The following is a 16,367-nucleotide window of genomic DNA, read 5'->3' as shown; positions in this document are numbered from 1 at the left end:
CCACAGGCCGGCAGTTGCCGGCCTTTTTGCAGATGACCATGACTACACCTGTACGTACCCGTTTCGCCCCGTCGCCCACCGGTTTCATCCACCTGGGCAATATCCGCTCTGCGCTCTATCCGTGGGCGTTTGCCCGCGCCCAGCAGGGCGACTTCATCCTGCGTATCGAGGATACCGACCTGGAGCGTTCCACCCAGGCCGCGGTTGACGTGATCCTGGAAGGCATGGAATGGCTGGGCCTGACGCCCGACGAAGGTCCGTTCTACCAGATGCAGCGCATCGATCGCTACAAGGAAGTGCTGGCGCAACTGGAGGCTTCCGGCCATGTCTATCCCTGCTACATGAGCATGGAAGAGCTGGATGCGCTGCGCGAGCGCCAGATGACGAACAAGGAAAAGCCGCGCTACGACGGCACCTGGCGTCCGGAACCGGGCAAGACCTTGCCGCCGGTACCCGAGGGTGTGCAGCCGGTGCTGCGCTTCCGCACGCCGAAAGAGGGCGTGGTCGGCTGGGACGACAAGTGCAAGGGCCGCATCGAATTCCAGAACGCCGAACTGGACGATCTGGTGATTGCGCGCCCGGACGGCACGCCGACCTACAACTTCTGTGTCTGCGTGGACGATATCGACATGCGCATCACGCACGTGATCCGTGGCGATGACCACGTGAACAACACGCCGCGCCAGATCCACATCTTCGAGGCCCTCGACGCCCAGGTGCCGGTATTTGCCCACCTGCCCACGGTGCTGAACGAGCAGGGCGAGAAGATGAGCAAGCGCAACGGCGCCAAGGCCGTGACGCAGTATCGCGACGAAGGCTATCTGCCCGATGCCATGGTGAACTACCTGGCGCGCCTGGGCTGGAGCCATGGCGATGACGAGATTTTCAGCCGCGAGCAATTCCTGGCGTGGTTCGACCTGGACCACCTGGGCCGCAGTGCCGGCCAGTTTGACGAGGCCAAGCTGCGCTGGGTCAATGCCCAGCACCTGAAGGCGATGGCCGACGAGGAGCTGGCCACGCGCGTGCGTCCGTTCCTGCTGCAGCGTGGCATCACCGCCGAGGCGATCGACGATGGCCGCCTGCCGGACATGTGCGGCCTGTTCAAGGACCGCTGCGATACGCTGGTGGTGCTGGCCGACTGGATTGCGCGCTTCCACCTGCCGGTGCAGATCAGCGAAGAGGATCGCGCCAAGTTCCTGACACCGGCCATTGCCCCGGCCATCCAGTCGCTGGCAGGCAAGCTGGCGGCGTGTGAATGGACGCAGCCGGCAATTTCTTCTGCCATCAAGGAAGTTTTGGCCGAAAATGGGCTTAAAATGCCGGGCTTGGCCATGCCGGTACGGGTTCTCGTACTGGGAACGCCACAGACGCCTTCGCTGGATGCTGTACTTTCATTACAACGCCGCGAAAAAATTTTGGAGAGCTTGCAAAAACTCTAAAAAATGGCGTATACTTCAAGTCTTCGCAGCAAACGAACTTCGTTGCAGCGAAGACAAGAAAATTTGGGGGTATAGCTCAGCTGGGAGAGCGCTTGCATGGCATGCAAGAGGTCATCGGTTCGATCCCGTTTACCTCCACCAAGTTTCTAGGTTTTGACCCTATCGTCTAGAGGCCTAGGACACTACCCTTTCACGGTAGGTACCGGGGTTCGAATCCCCGTAGGGTCGCCAAACATGTTGCTGGCAACAGCAGCACTGGCAAGCAGAGTGGCAACACTTTGCTGCTACCAGGAGTGGTAGTTCAGTTGGTTAGAATACCGGCCTGTCACGCCGGGGGTCGCGGGTTCGAGTCCCGTCCACTCCGCCAACACATGTACGCCGTACCGGTTTTCCGGTACGGCGTTTTTTTATGTGCAACCGGGATTGACTGCTTCGCACAGGCGCATGCGGCCGGTCTGGTCAAAGATCAGCCGCTGCAGCTGGCTGCCATGGCGCAGTTCCAGCTGGCCATTGGCCAGCGATCCGGATCGGGTTCTGGGAAAGCCGCGCGGGTTGAACAGCAGATAGCCGGCGGCCAGGGTGTTGGCATTGCCATTCGCATCGCCCGGGGCCTGTAGCTGCAGGCCCGCAGGCAAGGGCGGCTGCAGCTGCAGCAGGGTATCGCTACCGCTGTCAAAACGGCCATTGCCATCCAGATCCCGAAACAGTAGCCAGCCTTGCTGCCATGCCCTCGCATCCAGGGCTTCCAGTCCCACGCTGTCACCGCTTGCCATGGCGTGTGCGCGTGCCTGTCGCGCGGCGGCCAGCAGGCTGGAGCCTGCCACTTGCAGGTCGGCGCGCTGGCGCAGTTGCCGGTAGCCGCTGCTGCTGATCAGCAGCAGGCCTGCCAGCAGACCCAGCACCAGCAGCAGCTCGATCAACGTAAAGCCGCGTGGAGAAAGATGTTTTTTCATGGCCAGCAGCGCAGCTGTGGTTCCGCCTGGCAGCGACGTTGGCCCAGGCTGTCGAGTGACAGTTCGCGCCAGTGGGTGCTTGTATTGGGCTGGGCAAATACCTCGACACAATCGGGTGCTGCTGGCGTAGTGCTGATGCCCGTGGTGGCCTGGCAGCGGCGTGCGCCCAAGACGATGCCTGCCGGCGTCACCATGCCATCCAGCAGCACATGGGCGGTACCGGGCGCAAAGCGGGCGAAATCAGGCTGGCTGTTGCGCCAGTTGGTTTCGCGCAGCAACAGCTCGGCCAGGGTGAGTCGTACGCTGCCCAGCTGGCCTTGCAGCAGATAGCGCTGGTAGGCTGGATAAGCCCAGCTCGCCAGGGTGGCAATCAAGGCCAGCGCGATCAGCAGCTCCAGCAGGGTGAAGCCCGAAGCGTGGGCGCGTGCGGGATGAAATCGGGCAGTCATGAGTGCGTGGATGGGTAGGGCCGCTGGGTCAGCGCCAGGCCTGCGGCAAGGCGGTCCAGGGCAGGGATTGCAGCCGGAGTAGTCGGGTATCTGCGGTAGAAGTCGGGCTTGCCGGCAGGGCGATGCGGACTTCGCCTTGCAGCAGGACGCCACCCTGTGTGGGCAGATAGCTGGCGGCTAGCAGGCGGTAGCGTTGTTGTGTGGCGTCGGCCTGCAGCAGCTGCCACTGGTAGCGCGGTGGGCGCGGGCTGCCGGGAAAGTCCAGGCTGGATTCCTGCTGCGCCAAGGTGGCTGTCAGACTGGCTTGCGCCGCATCCATGGCGGCCAGCGCCGCCTGTTCGGCCTGCAATTGCGCCCGCTCGCGTTGCAATACCTGCTGCTCCAGCAGCAAGGGTGCCACGCCGGTGCTGGCCAGTGCGGACAGGGCCAGCAACAAGGCCAGCACCACGATCAGGGAAAAACCGTGCGCTGGCCGTGTCATGTGCCGAGCCGGAATTGCAGCTGCAGCAGCCGGCGCTGCCGATGGTCTGCCGGCAAGCTGAGGCTGGCGCCGTTGTCCGCAGGGTGTTGCGCAGCGTGTGCCTGGCCGAGCGGATAAAGCGTTTGCGGTAGGGAGGCTTGCGACGGCTGGCTGGCGCTGCGCAGCACCAGACCAAGGCGGATGGCACGGACCTGCAGCCACTGTGCTTCGGTCGCAGCGCGGTTGCCGGCTACATCCAGTTCGCTGGCAGTCCGCCATTGCGTGATCTGCGCTGGATGGGTGGCATCGGCCAGGCCATAGAGCAGCTGCAGGCTTTCCACGCCGGGAATCAGGCCGGTCGAGGTGAAGACGCCATTGGCCGAGAGATAGGCGCAGGACAGCTGCGGCTCGCCGGTGACGCTGTGCCGGTTCACATGCAGAAAGGCGTAGGCCGCGCCGCTGCTGGCCCCCAGCGGCTGACCGATGCAGTTCAGCACGCCGCCATCACTGCCAGGACCGGAGGGGCCATCAGCGCCGTGGTAGCGCAGCGCCAGGATATCGCTGCCATTGCGGCAGGCGCTGTCCGTGCTGCTGCCACAGGCGGCCGGACGATTGCCGTTGCGGATGCTGTTGATATCGCTGAAGCGCCGCACCGTGCCGGGGTTGCGGTAGACCGCGTCGTCCCAGCCGTAGACGATCGGCAGGCCGTCATCCAAGGGGGCACGGGCATTGAGCTGGCGAAACAGGCGCGGCAGCCAGTCGCGCGCCAGGCGCAGCTGGTCCTGCAGCTGCTGTTGCTGGTCCAGGCTGGCGAGTGCCTGTCGACCCAGACGCAGGCCTTGCCAGGCGGCGGCCGTGACCAGCAGGCCGAGCGTGAGCGCCAGTAGCAGCTCGATCAGGGTCATGCCGTGTGGTGGGTGCAGGCGTGTCATGGCGTGTTGCGTGGCAGCGCCACTGGCAGCATCAACTCGGGTGCCTGCATCGATCCCCTGGACGGTGTGTCTTGCCAGCCAAGCTGGATCAGCAGCACGCTGGCAGCGTTGCTGGCCGGGCAGGCCCAGTCTGTCGGCATGGGCGTAGCGGCCGTGATCGGACAGAGTTGCAGCCGTAGCTGCGGTAGCAGACTGGTCGCTTGTTGCTGCCAGACTGACAGCGCATGGCGCAGTTGCTGTTGGGGATCGGCGCAGGGGGCATCGCTGCAGCTGTCGGGAGCAAACGGATCTGCCGCCTGCCAGTGGAAGGGCGTGGCCGCCTGCGCCAGGGGCTGGCCCTGAGCACGCAACAGCACGGCCAGCTGCTCTGCCAGCGCCATCGCATCCTGTTGCTGGCGCAGGTGCAGGGCTGCCTGTTGCAGGCGCGCTTGCATCGCCAGGGTTCCCATCAGCGTGCCGGCAAGCAGCAGCATCCCGACCAGCACCTCGACCAGACCGATGCCACGGCTGGGAGGCCGGAGCAGGGTGGTGGTGCGGGGAGAGCGGGATATGTGCAGTGGCATGCTCCTATTTTAATATAAAAGTATTATTATTTTTCGAATTTCTTCGGGCTCAACCAGCCGGTCGAGAGCATGGTGCCGAGCAGGATCACGCTGCCATAGCCGAGCATGGTCCAGCTCAACGATTCGTCCATGAAGCCGACGCCATAGCCCAGCGCAAACACCGGGATCAGGTAGGTGATGGTGGAGGCATTGCCGGGACCGGCGCGGGCAATCAGGCGGTAGTAGAGCACATAGGCCAGGCCGGTACAGACCAGGCCGACGGCCAGCATGGCGAGCCAGGCGGTGTTGCCGGGCATGTGGTTGGGGGCAAACCAGACGGTCAGCGGCAGCAGCACCAGAAAGGCACCGAAGTTGCTGCCCGCTGCCACCGCCATCGCCGGCATCTGCGACAGGTAGCGAGTGCTGTAGCAGGCGGCAAAGCCGTAGCTGCAGGTGGCCAACAGGCAGGCTAGCGAAGCGAGCAAGGCACTGCCGTGGCTGACATCCTCCGACAGGCCCGCTGGCTTGCTGCTGGCCAGTAGCGCGACACCGACGAAACCGATCAGTAGGCCGAGCAGGCGCCAGCGATCGGGCCGATGGCCAAGCCAGAACCAGGCGATGCAGGCGGTGAACAGCGGCGTGGTGGCGTTGAGAATCGAGGCCCAGCCAGAAGGAATCGTCAGCAGCGCGTAGGCATAGCAGGCAAATGGCAGGCCGGAATTGAAGATGCCGACGAAAAGCGTGGGTTTCCAGCGCTGGCGTAGCGAAGACCACTGGCCGCGCCAGATCATCAGCGGCAGCAGCATGGCAGCGGCAATGCCGACACGGATGCCGGCCGTGGCCCAGGGGCCGAAATCGACCACCGCCAGCCGCATGAACATGAAGGACGCGCCCCAGATGGCGGCCAGCAGCAGGAATTCCTGCTGCCAGTGTGCGGAAGCGCTTGAGCCCGGACGAGACATGGATTAGAGCAGGTCGGCCTGGGATTGTTCCAGATGCAGCAGCGCGGTCTTGCGCTCCAGGCCGCCACCATAACCGGTGAGCTGGCCCTGGCTGCCGAGCACGCGGTGGCAGGGCACGAACAGGCTGACTGGATTGCGACCGACCGCCATGCCAACGGCACGGCTGGCATTTGGGCGACCAAGTGCCGCGGCAATCTGGCCGTAGCTGCGGGTCTGCCCGTGCGGGATGCCGCACAGCCAGTGCCAGACCTGTTGCTGGAACGGCGTGCCTTCGACATAGGCCAGTGGCAGTTCGGCCAGCGGCTGGCCCTGGAAATAGGCGTCGAGCGCGGCTGCGGCAGCCTGCAGCACCGGATGGTCCGGCTGTTCGGGTACACCGGCCAGCGAGGCCGGGTCAAAGTGCCGTTGCGGTTCGAACCAGGCGCCAGCCAGTGCATCGGCAGTGCAGGCCAGGTGCATCGGGCCGAGCGGGGTGGCGTGACAGCTGCGCGCAGTCAGCAGGCGGGGATAATCGGGCAGGGGCATGGTATGACAGCAGCATGAAGCCCGGGCAGGCGGGCGGGTCAGCGCGCCATGGGCGCAGCCAGTGTAGCGGGTCTTTTACAATGCAGCAATCAACAGCCAGACGGAGTTCCCATGCAAGTAGCGGCATCGATTTTCAAGGCCTATGACGTACGTGGTGTCGTGCCCGATACCATCACGCCCGAAGTGGCACGTGCGCTGGGTCGCGCCTTCGGGACGCGTGCGCGCCAGACCGGCAGTCCGGTGGTGGCGGTGGGCCGCGATGGCCGCCTGAGCGGGCCGGAACTGGCAGCCGCGCTGGTGCAGGGTCTGGTCGATGCCGGTATCGAGGTGATCGATATCGGTATGGTGACCACGCCTATCCTCTACTTTGCCGCGCACACGCTGTGCGACAGCGGCATCCAGGTCACCGGCAGCCATAACCCTAAGAACCACAACGGCTTCAAGATGGTGCTGGGCGGTCGCGCCATCCACGGCGAGGAGATCCAGCAGTTGCGCCAGATCATCGAGCAGGAAAGCTGGGAGCTGCCCGGCGGCGGCAGCGTGCGCCAGGCCGATGTGCTGCCGGCCTACCAGCAGAAAATCGTTGCCGATATCAAGCTGGCACGCCCGATGCGGGTGGTGGTGGACAGCGGCAATGGCGTCGCCGGCGCTACCGCACCGGACATTTTCCGAGGCCTGGGCTGCGAGGTGCGCGAACTCTATAGCGAGGTGGACGGCAATTTCCCGAACCACCATCCGGATCCGAGCAAGCTGGAAAACCTGGAAGACGTCAAGCGCGTGCTGCGCGAGACCGATGCCGAACTCGGCCTGGCTTTTGACGGCGATGGCGATCGCCTCGGCATCGTGACCAAGGATGGCCAGGTGATCTTCCCGGATCGGCAGATGATGCTGTTTGCGCAGGATGTGCTGCAGCGCGTGCCGGGAGGCACCATCGTGTTCGACGTGAAATGCTCGCAGCGCCTGGCCCCGGCGATTGCCGCGGCCGGCGGCCAGCCGCTGATGTACAAGACCGGCCATTCGCTGGTCAAGGCGCGCATGAAGGAAGTCGATTCCCCACTTGGCGGCGAGATGAGCGGCCATATCTTCTTCAAGGAGCGCTGGTACGGTTTCGATGACGGCACTTATGCCGGTGCGCGCCTGCTGGAAATCCTGAGCCGCCATGATGCCCCGTCTGCCGTGCTGAATGCGCTGCCGACCAGTTTCTCTACGCCCGAAATCAACGTCGCCTGCGAAGAGGGTGAGCCGCATCGTATCGCCGCAGCGCTGCTGCCACTGGCCCAGCAGCAGCTCGGTGCCGAGGCACAGGTGAACGGCATCGATGGTGTACGCATCGACTGGGAAGACGGCTTTGGTCTGATCCGCGCCTCCAACACCACGCCGGTGCTGGTGCTGCGCTTCGAAGGCCATAGCGAGGCGGCGCTGCAACGTATCGAGCAGACCATGCTCGGCCTGCTGCGCCAGCTCAAGCCCGATGCCGTGCTGGGTGCATCGGCACACTGAGCACAACTGATGCTGCGCTCGCTGTATCGCGCCGTGATGGCGCTGGGTCGCCCGCTGCTGCTGCGCAAGCTGCGCCGCCGTGGCGAGCAGGAGCCGCTCTATCTGCATGCGGTGCACCAGCGCTTTGCCGAATACACGGCACAGGAGCAGCAGCAGGCGGCTGCGCACGCCGGCGACTGGGTCTGGGTGCATGCGGTGTCACTGGGTGAAACGCGGGCCGCAGCGATCCTGCTGCAGGCCTTGCGCAGCGTACGGCCAGAGCTGAAGCTGCTGCTCACCAACGGCACCGCTACCGGCCACGCTGAAGGGTGCAAGCTGCTGCGTGAAGGTGACATGCAGGTCTGGCTGCCGCTGGACAGCCGCCGTGCGGCACGCCGTTTCTTGCAGCTGTTCCGTCCGCGCGTTGGCCTGTTGCTGGAAACCGAGATGTGGCCGGAGCTGCTGCAGCAGGCTGCCGAGTTGCAGATTCCGATGGTGCTGGCCAATGCGCGCATGAGCGAAAAGACGCTACAGCAGTCGCTGCGCCTGTCATCGCTGGCCTACCCGGGTTACCGCAGCCTGCGCACCGCCTATGTGCAGACGCCATCTGATGCTGATCGGCTGCGTGAATTGCAGGTGCAGGATATCCAGATCGTCGGCAACCTGAAGTTCGATGCCAGTCCGGATCCGGAACTGCTGGCGCGTGGCCGCCAATGGCGCCAGCAACTGCAAGGTGGCGTGGCGCGCCCGGTCGTCATGCTGGCCAGCAGCCGCGAGGGCGAGGAGCAGATGTGGTTGCAGGCCTGGAACGCGCTGCAACCGGCGCAGCGCGAGGCCGTGCAATGGCTGCTGGTGCCGCGTCATCCGCAGCGGTTTGACGAGGTGGCAGCCTTGCTGCAGCAGAACGGCCTGCAGGTATGGCGCCGTAGCGCCTGGGAGGAGCAGATTGCATCGCCTGCCAGTCCGGTGGTCTGGCTAGGTGATAGCCTGGGCGAAATGCCGATGTACTACGCCATGGCCGACCTGGCGTTGATGGGCGGCAGTTTTGAAAAGCTGGGCGGCCAGAACCTGATTGAGGCCTGTGCCTGCGGCTGCCCGGTACTGCTGGGCCCGCATACCTTCAACTTTGCTGAGGCCAGCGAGCAGGCGATTGCTGCGGGTGCCGCGCAACGCTGTACCGACATGTCACAGGCGATGCGCGAGGCAGATCGGCTGCTGTTGCTGGATACGGCCACGCATCAGGCGATGCAGCAGGCCTGCGAACGCTTTACCGGCAGCCACCGCGGTGCGGCCATGCGCATGGCGCAGGACCTGCTGGCGCGTGGTCTGATCTGAAAAAACCGGAAGCAGGAATTCAGTAGCGCGCGATGCTGTTGTCGACGCTGGCCCAGGCGTCGATGCCGCCACTGATGTCGTACAAGTCGGAGAAACCGCGCTGTGACAGGAAATAGGCCGCATGCCGGCTGCGCACGCCGTGGTGGCACAGGCAGGCTAGCGGCTGGTCTGGTGGTGGCAGATCGTCCAGCAGTTCCAAGAAGACGGACAGCGGTGCCGACAGCAGGTGGAAGCCCTGGCTGCTGGCCTGCTGCTGCACATGGGCGGTCTGCTGCTCCCATTCTTCGCGCACATCCAGCACCACCGGCTGCTTGCCGGCGGCGCGCATGCGCTCGGCCCAGTCGGCCACCTGGGCCGGGGGCAGGGGCTGGAAACGCATCAGAAGCGGAAGCTGGTCGGCTCGGTCACGCCTTCGAGGCGTTGCACGACAACATCCCACAGCTCTTCGGTGGTGTAGCTGTTTTCGCTGTCGCGCGTGATGCGGATGGTCTGCATGGACGGCTCGTTGCCGGTGATGGCGACCAGGCGGCCACCGATCTTGAGCTGGGACAGCAGGTCATGCGGCACTTCGGCGACGGAGCCGCACAGCACGATGGCGTCGAACGGGCCGGTGGCCTGGGCACCCTTGAAGCCGCAGCCGTCACGCACATCAGCGTGGATGCCGGTGCGGTGCAGGTTGTCACGTGCGAACTGGGCCAGTTCCGGGTGGATCTCGAAAGCGACCACGCTTTGTGCGCTGCGTGCCAGCAGGGCGGTCAGGTAGCCGGAGCCGGCACCGATCTGCAGTACCTTGTCGGTGGGCTGCAGCTGGGCATCCTGCAGCAGGCGCGCCTGCACGCGCGGCGCCAGCATGACCTGCCCGCAGGGCAGCGGCAGTTCCAGATCCATGAACGCCATGCTGCGCTGGGCCGGCTGCACGAAATCATCGCGGCTGATCTGGTCCAGCAGGCCAAGGACGAACGGGTCCAGCACGTTCCAGGGGCGGACCTGCTGTTCGATCATGTTGAAACGGGCTTGTTCGGTGTTCATGCGTGCTCCGACATGGGCGCGCGCATGCACGCCCCTGATGTGACAAATGTAACCCTTATTCTAGCGTGTCTGGGCCCTTCCTTGGCAGGCGGCCATGCCAGATATTGGGAGCAGGAAGCTGGGCGCGCAGCGCTCAGAGCCAGCCCGCCAGCAACAGCACCGCTACCGGCAGCGCCAGCGCAGCCAGCAGCGTCTGGCAGGCGATGATGCCGGCCATCAACGGCGCATCGCCGCCGAGCTGGCGCGCCAGGATATACGATGACGATGCCGTCGGCATGGCCTGGAACAGCAGGGCCACCAGCGCGGCCGGTCCCTGCAAGCCCAGCGCGCGGCAAGCCAGCACGGTGGCAAGTGGCAACAGCACAAAGCGCGCCAGGGACGACATGACGACCGGGCGCATCCATTGCCGGGCCGCAGAGAAATCCAGTGCGGCACCGACACACAGTAGGCCCAGCGGCAGCGAGGCCGCGCCCAGTGTCTTCAGCGTGCTGTCCAGCCCGGGCGGCAAGCCCCAGCCACTGGCTTGCAGGCCGATGCCGATTGCGCAGGCAGCCACCAACGGATTGCGGATGATCTGCAGCAGCACATGTTTCAGCGCAAAGTCGTCTGTCGGGCAGAGGCGGACAAATACCAGCACGCACAGCACGTTGACGGTGGGCACCAGCGTGGCATTGGCGACTGCTGCCAGCGCCACGCCCTGGGCACCCAGCAGGCCAGCCGCGGCCGAGACGCCGACATAGTTGTTGAAACGGATACCGCCCTGGAAGATCGAGGTGAAGGCTGGCTTGCTGACCGCCATCCAGCGCCGGCTCACGAGCAGCAGCAGGGCGACTGTCAGTGTCGCCAGCAGCAGTACCGCCACCATGTTGCCAATGGGCAGGCCGCGCAGATCGGCCGTGGCCAGGCTGTGGATGAACAGGGCGGGCAGCAGGATGAAATAGCAGAGCCGTTCTGCCTGCGGCCAGAAGGCATCGGCCAGGAAGTTCTGCTGACGCAGGCCGGCACCCAACGCAATCAGCAGGGCGATCGGCAGCAGGGTCAGGAACAGGTCGACGATCATGGCGCAGAGTGGAGAAAACCCGGCATCATAATGAAAGCGGTTCACATCGAAAAACCGCTGATGCATTGGTGACAATCACAGTCGGACAACCACAAGGCGCTAACTGGTATTGGCCTGGTACTACCATGCGGGCAAGAGCATGCTCCGGATCCGGGAGCGAGACCAGCACAACCCCAAGACAAGGAGCGGGCGATCATGACAGATCAGACAGGCACGGTGTACGAGACGATCACCCTGGGTGGCGGCTGCTTCTGGTGCATCGAGGCCGTGTTCCAGCGCGTGCGCGGCGTCGTCGCCCTGGAAAACGGCTACAGCAATGGTGACCTGCCCACGGTCAATTACGAGGCGGTGTGCCGTGGCGATACCGGATTCACCGAAGTGGTGCGGCTGCAGTTTGATCCGGCCGTGATCAGCCTGGAGCAGATCCTGGAGATCTTCTTTGTCGTGCATGATCCGACCAGCCTGAACCGCCAGGGCAATGACGTGGGTACGCAATATCGCAGCGCCATCTACGCTGACGACGAGGCCCAGCTGCAGCGCGTGCAGGCTTGGGTGCAGGCGGCGCAGGCGCACTTTCAGCAGCCGCTGGTGACCGAGGTAGCGCTGACCGAGCGCTATCTGCGCGCCGAGGACTACCACCAGGACTATTTCAACCAGCACCCCTATCAAGGCTACTGCATGATGGTGGTGGCGCCCAAGGTGCAGAAATTCCAGCAGACCTTTGCCGACTGGCAGCGCTGAGCCTGCCGCAACGGGTCAGGGCGCGAGGCGTTCGCGCAGCCAGCTGCCATCGGGCTGGCGCTGGTAGCGCAGGCGGTCGTGCAGGCGGCTCTTGCGACCCTGCCAGAACTCCCATTGCTCGGGCACCAGGCGGTAGCCGCCCCAGTGCGGCGGGCGCGGCGGTTGCAGCAGGAATTTGGTGCCGTAATACGCGGCATTGGTGACCAGCACGCTGCGGCCATCGATCACCTGGCTTTGCGGCGAGGCCCAGGCACCGATGCGGCTGTCCAGTGGGCGCGTGGCGAAGTAGGCATCGCTTTCGTCGCCGCTGACCTTTTCCACGCGGCCCTCGATACGCACCACGCGCTCCAATTCGACCCAGTGGAACTGCAGTGCGGCAAACGGATTGCCGGCCAGCTGGCGGCCCTTGCGGCTCTCGTAGTTGGTGTACCAGCTGATGCCGCGTGCGTCATAGCCCTTGATCAGTACCACGCGTGTGCTCGGGCGCAGGTCGCTGCCCACGGTGGCCAGCGTCATGGCATTGGGTTCGGGGACTTCGGAGGCAACCGCTTCGCTCAGCCACTGGTCGAACTGCTGCATCGGATCCTGGTGCGAGGCGGATTCGTCCAGCTCGGCGCGTTCATAGCTCTTGCGCAGGCTGGCGATGTCGGGGTGGGTAGTTTTCATGGTCGGACCGGAAGTCATGTATGACAATACTTTACAATAGCCGCGATGCCGCAGTCGTGTCAGGTACCGGCTGCGCCCGATTTTCATTCCTCAACGATTCATAGCCCTGGAGAAACCATGTCCACGACCCAAGACAACGACAAGGAACAAAACACCGTAGTCGGCGTGCTGCTGACGCTGATCATCCTGTTTGCCATTGCCCTGGCAAGCGGCTTCGGCCTGTACAAGAGCGGCGTGTTTGGCGGCAAGAACGGCGCGGTGGCCACTTCCAGTGCCAGCGCTTCCGCCGCTGCCATGGCCGCTGATGCCGCATCTGCATCTGCATCTGCATCTGCTTCCGCCACCGATGGCGCTGCCGCTGCCGCTGCTACCCTGGCCGCTCCGGCTGCCGATACCGCTTCTGCCACTGCGGCTGCCGACGAGGCCAGCGTGCAGTACGACAACGGCAAGGTGCGCTTCTACTTTGCCAGCGGCAAGACCGAACTGGCTGCGGGTGCCAACGACGCCCTGAACCAGCTGCTGGCAGCCGCGAAGGACGGCCAGAAGCTGGTCATCAGCGGCTACCACGACAGCACCGGCAGTGCCCAGCTGAACGCCGAACTGGCCAAGCAGCGCGCCATCGCCGTGGCTGATGCCCTGAAGGCGCTGGGTGTGCCCGAATCCCGCCTGGAGCTGAAGAAGCCGGAAGTGGCTGAAATCACCAGCGGCAGCAACGCCGAAGCGCGTCGCGTGGAAGTGACGATCGAGGACTGATCCGGTCCTGTCGCCTTGCCGCTCTGGCAAGGCCGTCCATGAAAAATCCCCTGGAGCTGATGCTGCAGGGGATTTTTTTCGTCCGGGCCGAAGAAGGGGGTCTAGAACTTCTCCATGCCGGCGTCGTGGGCACGCTCAATCAGTTCGATCTTGTAGCCATCGGGATCGACGACAAAGGCGATCACGCTGCTGCCGCCCTTGACCGGGCCTGGTTCGCGCGTGATCTGGCCGTTGGCGGCCCGGATCTTGTCGCAGGCGGCGTAGATATCGGGTACACCGATGGCCAGGTGACCATAGGCCGTGCCATGGTCGTAGCTGTCGGTGCCGTAGTTGTAGGTCAGCTCCAGTTCGGCCTGTTGCGGGTTGCTTTCGTAGCCGAGAAAGGCCAGCGTGTACTGATATTCCGGGTTGTCACTGGTACGCAGCAGCTGCATGCCCAGTACCCGGGTATAGAAATCAATGGAGCGCTGCAGGTCGCCGACGCGCAGCATGGTGTGGAGGATTCGCATGGGGTTTGCTTCCTGTTGGTGGGGGAGGGTGCGCACAGGGGCGCATCATGACCCGGCTAGTGTGCCACATGGCCGGCTGGTGCATGGACTGCCACGGTCGTGACATATTGACGAATTGCCGGTTTCCCTGAGATGCAGGTTTTTTCTTGCAGAGGCATAATATCGCGATTCATACATTGAACCGAGATATCTGAAATCATGAGCGAAGTCCTGATTGACATGCAGCACATGCAGCTGGCCGCACGCGAAGCCAGCCAGTTGCTGCGTGTGCTGTCCAATGAAAACCGCCTGCTGCTGCTGTGCCAGCTGAGCCGGGGTGAGCGTTCCGTGGGGGAGCTCGAAGACATGCTGGGCATCCGCCAGCCTACGCTGTCGCAACAGCTTGGCGTGCTGCGCAACGAAGAGCTGGTGCAGACACGCCGCGAGGGCAAGCAGATCTTTTACCGCATCGCCGACAGTCGCGCCCAGGAGGTGCTGGAAACGCTGTATCGGCTTTATTGCTCCTGATCCGGGCAGCGCTTTACCAGCAAGCCTTTTTGCCAGCGGCCGGGATGTCCCGGCCGTTGCCGATTCTGTCGCAGTCGGACAGCCGGGCGGCAGGCAGCAAAAAGGCCGGAATCTCCGGCCTGATCTGGCAGCCCGGCGAACCGGGTCTGCAGTGATTTACCAGCCGAAGCCGCCACCACCGCCACCGCGCTTGTTGCGGTTGCTGCGGCGCAGACTGTCCACGCTGGTGCGCAGCGGGTCCGGCTGACCGCCGTTGCCCTGGTTGCGCGGTACACCGAATTCGCCCTTGAACAGCTGGCTTTCGTGGCTGCGCGGTTGTGCGTCGCTGCCGGCACGCTGCGGGTTGCGCCGGCCACGGCCCTGGCCGGCATTGCCGTGGGCCTGCTGTTGTTGCGGGTTGCGCGGCTTGTGCTGGCGCGGTTCACGGGCCTCACGCGGTTCGCGCTGGCCGGCGTTGTCAGCGTAGTTGTCCTGGCGCTGCTCGCCGGCACCACCGCTGCGGAGGCGGTTGCGACGGCGGCGGTTGCGCTGGGCGTTCTGTCCGTTGTCGGCATTGTCGGCGCCGGACTGCTGCGGAGCGTTGGAGTCTTGCGCATCGGCACGGGCGGCATCGGCCTGGGCTGCCGGCTTGCTGCGGCCAGCCGGGCGTGCCGTCTTGTTTTCGCGCAGGCGCTGCATCATTTCCTGGCGCGCAGCCTTGGCGGCGGCGGCCATCACGTCGCGGCTCGGCGGCTTGCCGGCACCACCCCACAGGGTCTGGCGCCCCATGGCGATCGGCTCGGCCTTTTCGCCTTCTTCCGGACCGAAGCCTTCGACGAATTCGACCGGAATCTGCTGGCGCGTGAATTTCTCGATGGCGTGCATGAAGCCTTCTTCGTCCAGGCAGACGAAGTTGACGGCGGTGCCGCTGGCACCGGCGCGACCGGTACGGCCAATGCGGTGCACATAGTCTTCGGAGATGTTGGGGATCTCGTAGTTCACCACGTGCGGCAGGTCATCGATGTCGATACCGCGGGCAGCGATGTCGGTGGCGACCAGGGCACGGATCTCGCCGGTCTTGAAGCCGGCCAGCGCCTGGGTACGGGCCGACTGGCTCTTGTTGCCGTGCAGCGCCATGGCAGTGATGCCGTTCTTGTTGAGGTAGTCGGCCACGTGATTGGCACCGAACTTGGTGCGCGTGAACACCAGCACCTGGCTCCAGTCGTGCTGCTGGATGATGTGTGCCAGCAGGGCCTTCTTCTTGTTGCGGCCGACCGGGTGGATGACCTGCGTGATGCGCTGCACCGTGGTGTTGCGCGGCGTGACCTGCACTTCGCGCGGATCATGCAGCAGGCCCTGGGCCAGTTCGCGGATGTCATCGCTGAAGGTGGCGGAAAATAGCAGGCTTTGCTTGTTGCGCGGCAGCAGGGCCAGCACTTTCTTCACGTCGTGGATGAAGCCCATGTCCAGCATGCGGTCGGCTTCGTCCAGTACCAGGATCTCGACCTGGGACAGGTCGACAGCACCCTGGCCCTGCAGGTCCAGCAGGCGGCCCGGCGTGGCGACCAGGATGTCCACGCCTTTCTGCAGGCGCTGGATTTGCGGGTTCATGCCGACACCGCCGAAGATCACGGTCGAGGTCAGCTTGAGGTTCTTGCCGTATTCACGTACCGATTCCTCGACCTGGGCCGCGAGTTCACGCGTCGGGCAGAGTACCAGGGCACGTACCTGGCCATTGCGGGCCGGCGGCTTGCTGTTGAGCAGCTGCAGCATCGGCAGCGAAAAGGCGGCGGTCTTGCCGGTGCCGGTCTGGGCACCGCCGAGCAGGTCATGGCCGGCCAGCACCAGGGGGATGGCCTCGACCTGGATGGGAGAGGGCTGCTCGTAGCCCAGTTCGCGCACGGCAGAAATCAGCTCCGGCGCCAGGTTCAGTTCTTCGAATGTCATGTTGTTATCAGGCACCAGCAGGGGTGCAGAACCATCGGCCGTAAGCGTGTGCACGGGAGGCACTGGCGCAAAACCAGTGAGTGGCAGATGGAATCCAGAG

General features: G+C 64.5%; 19 protein-coding genes and 3 tRNA genes. 9 read left to right on the top strand and 13 right to left on the bottom strand.

Annotated features, from left to right (window positions below; genetic code table 11):
• Positions 1 to 38: 38 nt before the first annotated feature.
• The 4 genes from gltX (at position 39) to V1261_RS07300 (ending at position 1,806) form a co-directional block, all read left to right on the top strand.
• Positions 39 to 1,439: a glutamate--tRNA ligase gene (gene gltX, locus V1261_RS07315; RefSeq protein WP_329771000.1), complete on the top strand. Its 1,401-nt coding sequence runs from the start codon at positions 39 to 41 to the stop codon at positions 1,437 to 1,439.
• Between the two features lie 65 nt (positions 1,440 to 1,504).
• Positions 1,505 to 1,580: transfer RNA gene (locus V1261_RS07310), tRNA-Ala, on the top strand.
• Positions 1,581 to 1,594: 14 nt separating this feature from the next.
• Positions 1,595 to 1,670: transfer RNA gene (locus tag V1261_RS07305), tRNA-Glu, on the top strand.
• Positions 1,671 to 1,729: 59 nt separating this feature from the next.
• Positions 1,730 to 1,806: transfer RNA gene (locus V1261_RS07300), tRNA-Asp, on the top strand.
• 40 nt (positions 1,807 to 1,846) lie between these two features.
• Here V1261_RS07300 and V1261_RS07295 read toward each other — a convergent pair.
• From V1261_RS07295 to V1261_RS07265, 7 genes are read right to left on the bottom strand one after another with little or no spacing between them, the layout of a single operon-like run.
• Positions 1,847 to 2,392, bottom strand: a complete 546-nt coding sequence (locus tag V1261_RS07295) for a GspH/FimT family protein (RefSeq protein WP_329770999.1) — start codon at positions 2,390 to 2,392, stop codon at positions 1,847 to 1,849.
• Positions 2,389 to 2,841: a prepilin-type N-terminal cleavage/methylation domain-containing protein gene (locus V1261_RS07290; protein ID WP_329770998.1), complete on the bottom strand. Its 453-nt coding sequence runs from the start codon at positions 2,839 to 2,841 to the stop codon at positions 2,389 to 2,391. The genes V1261_RS07295 and V1261_RS07290 overlap by 4 nt, the downstream gene beginning before the upstream one ends.
• A gap of 28 nt (positions 2,842 to 2,869) precedes the next feature.
• Positions 2,870 to 3,322, bottom strand: coding sequence for a hypothetical protein (locus tag V1261_RS07285; RefSeq protein WP_329770997.1), 453 nt, complete (start codon positions 3,320 to 3,322; stop codon positions 2,870 to 2,872).
• Complete coding sequence (locus V1261_RS07280; protein WP_329770995.1) at positions 3,319 to 4,233, bottom strand: PilW family protein; 915 nt, start codon at positions 4,231 to 4,233, stop codon at positions 3,319 to 3,321. The genes V1261_RS07285 and V1261_RS07280 overlap by 4 nt, the downstream gene beginning before the upstream one ends.
• Complete coding sequence (locus V1261_RS07275) at positions 4,230 to 4,796, bottom strand: hypothetical protein (RefSeq protein WP_329770994.1); 567 nt, start codon at positions 4,794 to 4,796, stop codon at positions 4,230 to 4,232. Before V1261_RS07275 ends, V1261_RS07280 begins: the two co-directional genes overlap by 4 nt.
• 26 nt (positions 4,797 to 4,822) lie before the next feature.
• On the bottom strand, positions 4,823 to 5,737 hold the full coding sequence (locus tag V1261_RS07270) for a DMT family transporter (RefSeq protein ID WP_329770993.1): 915 nt from the start codon (positions 5,735 to 5,737) through the stop codon (positions 4,823 to 4,825).
• Between the two features lie 3 nt (positions 5,738 to 5,740).
• A complete protein-coding gene (locus tag V1261_RS07265) occupies positions 5,741 to 6,262 on the bottom strand; it encodes a methylated-DNA--[protein]-cysteine S-methyltransferase (protein ID WP_329770992.1) in 522 nt (173 codons plus the stop codon).
• Between the two features lie 111 nt (positions 6,263 to 6,373).
• Between V1261_RS07265 and V1261_RS07260 the strand changes: the two genes are divergently transcribed.
• Both V1261_RS07260 and V1261_RS07255 read left to right on the top strand, forming a co-directional pair.
• Positions 6,374 to 7,762 (top strand): phosphomannomutase/phosphoglucomutase, encoded by a 1,389-nt coding sequence (locus tag V1261_RS07260; RefSeq protein ID WP_329770991.1) that lies wholly within the window; start codon positions 6,374 to 6,376, stop codon positions 7,760 to 7,762.
• 9 nt (positions 7,763 to 7,771) lie between these two features.
• Positions 7,772 to 9,076 (top strand): 3-deoxy-D-manno-octulosonic acid transferase, encoded by a 1,305-nt coding sequence (locus V1261_RS07255; protein WP_329770990.1) that lies wholly within the window; start codon positions 7,772 to 7,774, stop codon positions 9,074 to 9,076.
• A 19-nt stretch (positions 9,077 to 9,095) separates the two neighbouring features.
• Here the strand turns inward: V1261_RS07255 and V1261_RS07250 are convergent, their stop codons facing one another.
• The 3 genes from V1261_RS07250 to V1261_RS07240 all read right to left on the bottom strand — a co-directional run bounded on the left by V1261_RS07250 (position 9,096) and on the right by V1261_RS07240 (position 11,165).
• Positions 9,096 to 9,455, bottom strand: a complete 360-nt coding sequence (locus V1261_RS07250) for a rhodanese-like domain-containing protein (RefSeq protein WP_329770989.1) — start codon at positions 9,453 to 9,455, stop codon at positions 9,096 to 9,098.
• A complete protein-coding gene (locus V1261_RS07245) occupies positions 9,455 to 10,105 on the bottom strand; it encodes a protein-L-isoaspartate O-methyltransferase family protein (RefSeq protein WP_329770988.1) in 651 nt (216 codons plus the stop codon). Before V1261_RS07245 ends, V1261_RS07250 begins: the two co-directional genes overlap by 1 nt.
• 133 nt (positions 10,106 to 10,238) lie before the next feature.
• The gene (locus V1261_RS07240) at positions 10,239 to 11,165 is read right to left on the bottom strand and encodes an AEC family transporter (protein ID WP_329770987.1); all 927 of its coding nucleotides are present in this window, start codon (positions 11,163 to 11,165) and stop codon (positions 10,239 to 10,241) included.
• A 195-nt stretch (positions 11,166 to 11,360) separates the two neighbouring features.
• Here V1261_RS07240 and msrA point away from each other — a divergent pair, with 195 nt between their 5' ends.
• Positions 11,361 to 11,906, top strand: coding sequence for a peptide-methionine (S)-S-oxide reductase MsrA (gene msrA, locus V1261_RS07235; protein ID WP_329770986.1), 546 nt, complete (start codon positions 11,361 to 11,363; stop codon positions 11,904 to 11,906).
• Positions 11,907 to 11,921: 15 nt separating this feature from the next.
• Here msrA and pdxH read toward each other — a convergent pair whose 3' ends face one another.
• Positions 11,922 to 12,572, bottom strand: coding sequence for a pyridoxamine 5'-phosphate oxidase (gene pdxH, locus V1261_RS07230; protein ID WP_329770985.1), 651 nt, complete (start codon positions 12,570 to 12,572; stop codon positions 11,922 to 11,924).
• Between the two features lie 117 nt (positions 12,573 to 12,689).
• Here pdxH and V1261_RS07225 point away from each other — a divergent pair, with 117 nt between their 5' ends.
• Positions 12,690 to 13,325 (top strand): OmpA family protein, encoded by a 636-nt coding sequence (locus V1261_RS07225; RefSeq protein WP_329770984.1) that lies wholly within the window; start codon positions 12,690 to 12,692, stop codon positions 13,323 to 13,325.
• 101 nt (positions 13,326 to 13,426) lie between these two features.
• Here the strand turns inward: V1261_RS07225 and gloA are convergent, their stop codons facing one another.
• The gene (gloA, locus tag V1261_RS07220) at positions 13,427 to 13,834 is read right to left on the bottom strand and encodes a lactoylglutathione lyase (RefSeq protein WP_026320569.1); all 408 of its coding nucleotides are present in this window, start codon (positions 13,832 to 13,834) and stop codon (positions 13,427 to 13,429) included.
• Between the two features lie 198 nt (positions 13,835 to 14,032).
• Between gloA and V1261_RS07215 the strand changes: the two genes are divergently transcribed.
• A complete protein-coding gene (locus V1261_RS07215; protein ID WP_018714972.1) occupies positions 14,033 to 14,341 on the top strand; it encodes an ArsR/SmtB family transcription factor in 309 nt (102 codons plus the stop codon).
• A 156-nt stretch (positions 14,342 to 14,497) separates the two neighbouring features.
• Here V1261_RS07215 and V1261_RS07210 read toward each other — a convergent pair whose 3' ends face one another.
• On the bottom strand, positions 14,498 to 16,267 hold the full coding sequence (locus V1261_RS07210; protein ID WP_329770982.1) for a DEAD/DEAH box helicase: 1,770 nt from the start codon (positions 16,265 to 16,267) through the stop codon (positions 14,498 to 14,500).
• Positions 16,268 to 16,367: the final 100 nt, after the last annotated feature.

Origin of the sequence: Brachymonas sp. J145 (assembly GCF_036312245.1) — a bacterium.
Lineage (GTDB): Bacteria > Pseudomonadota > Gammaproteobacteria > Burkholderiales > Burkholderiaceae_C > Brachymonas > Brachymonas wangyanguii.
This window is presented reverse-complemented; position numbering and strand designations above follow the sequence as displayed.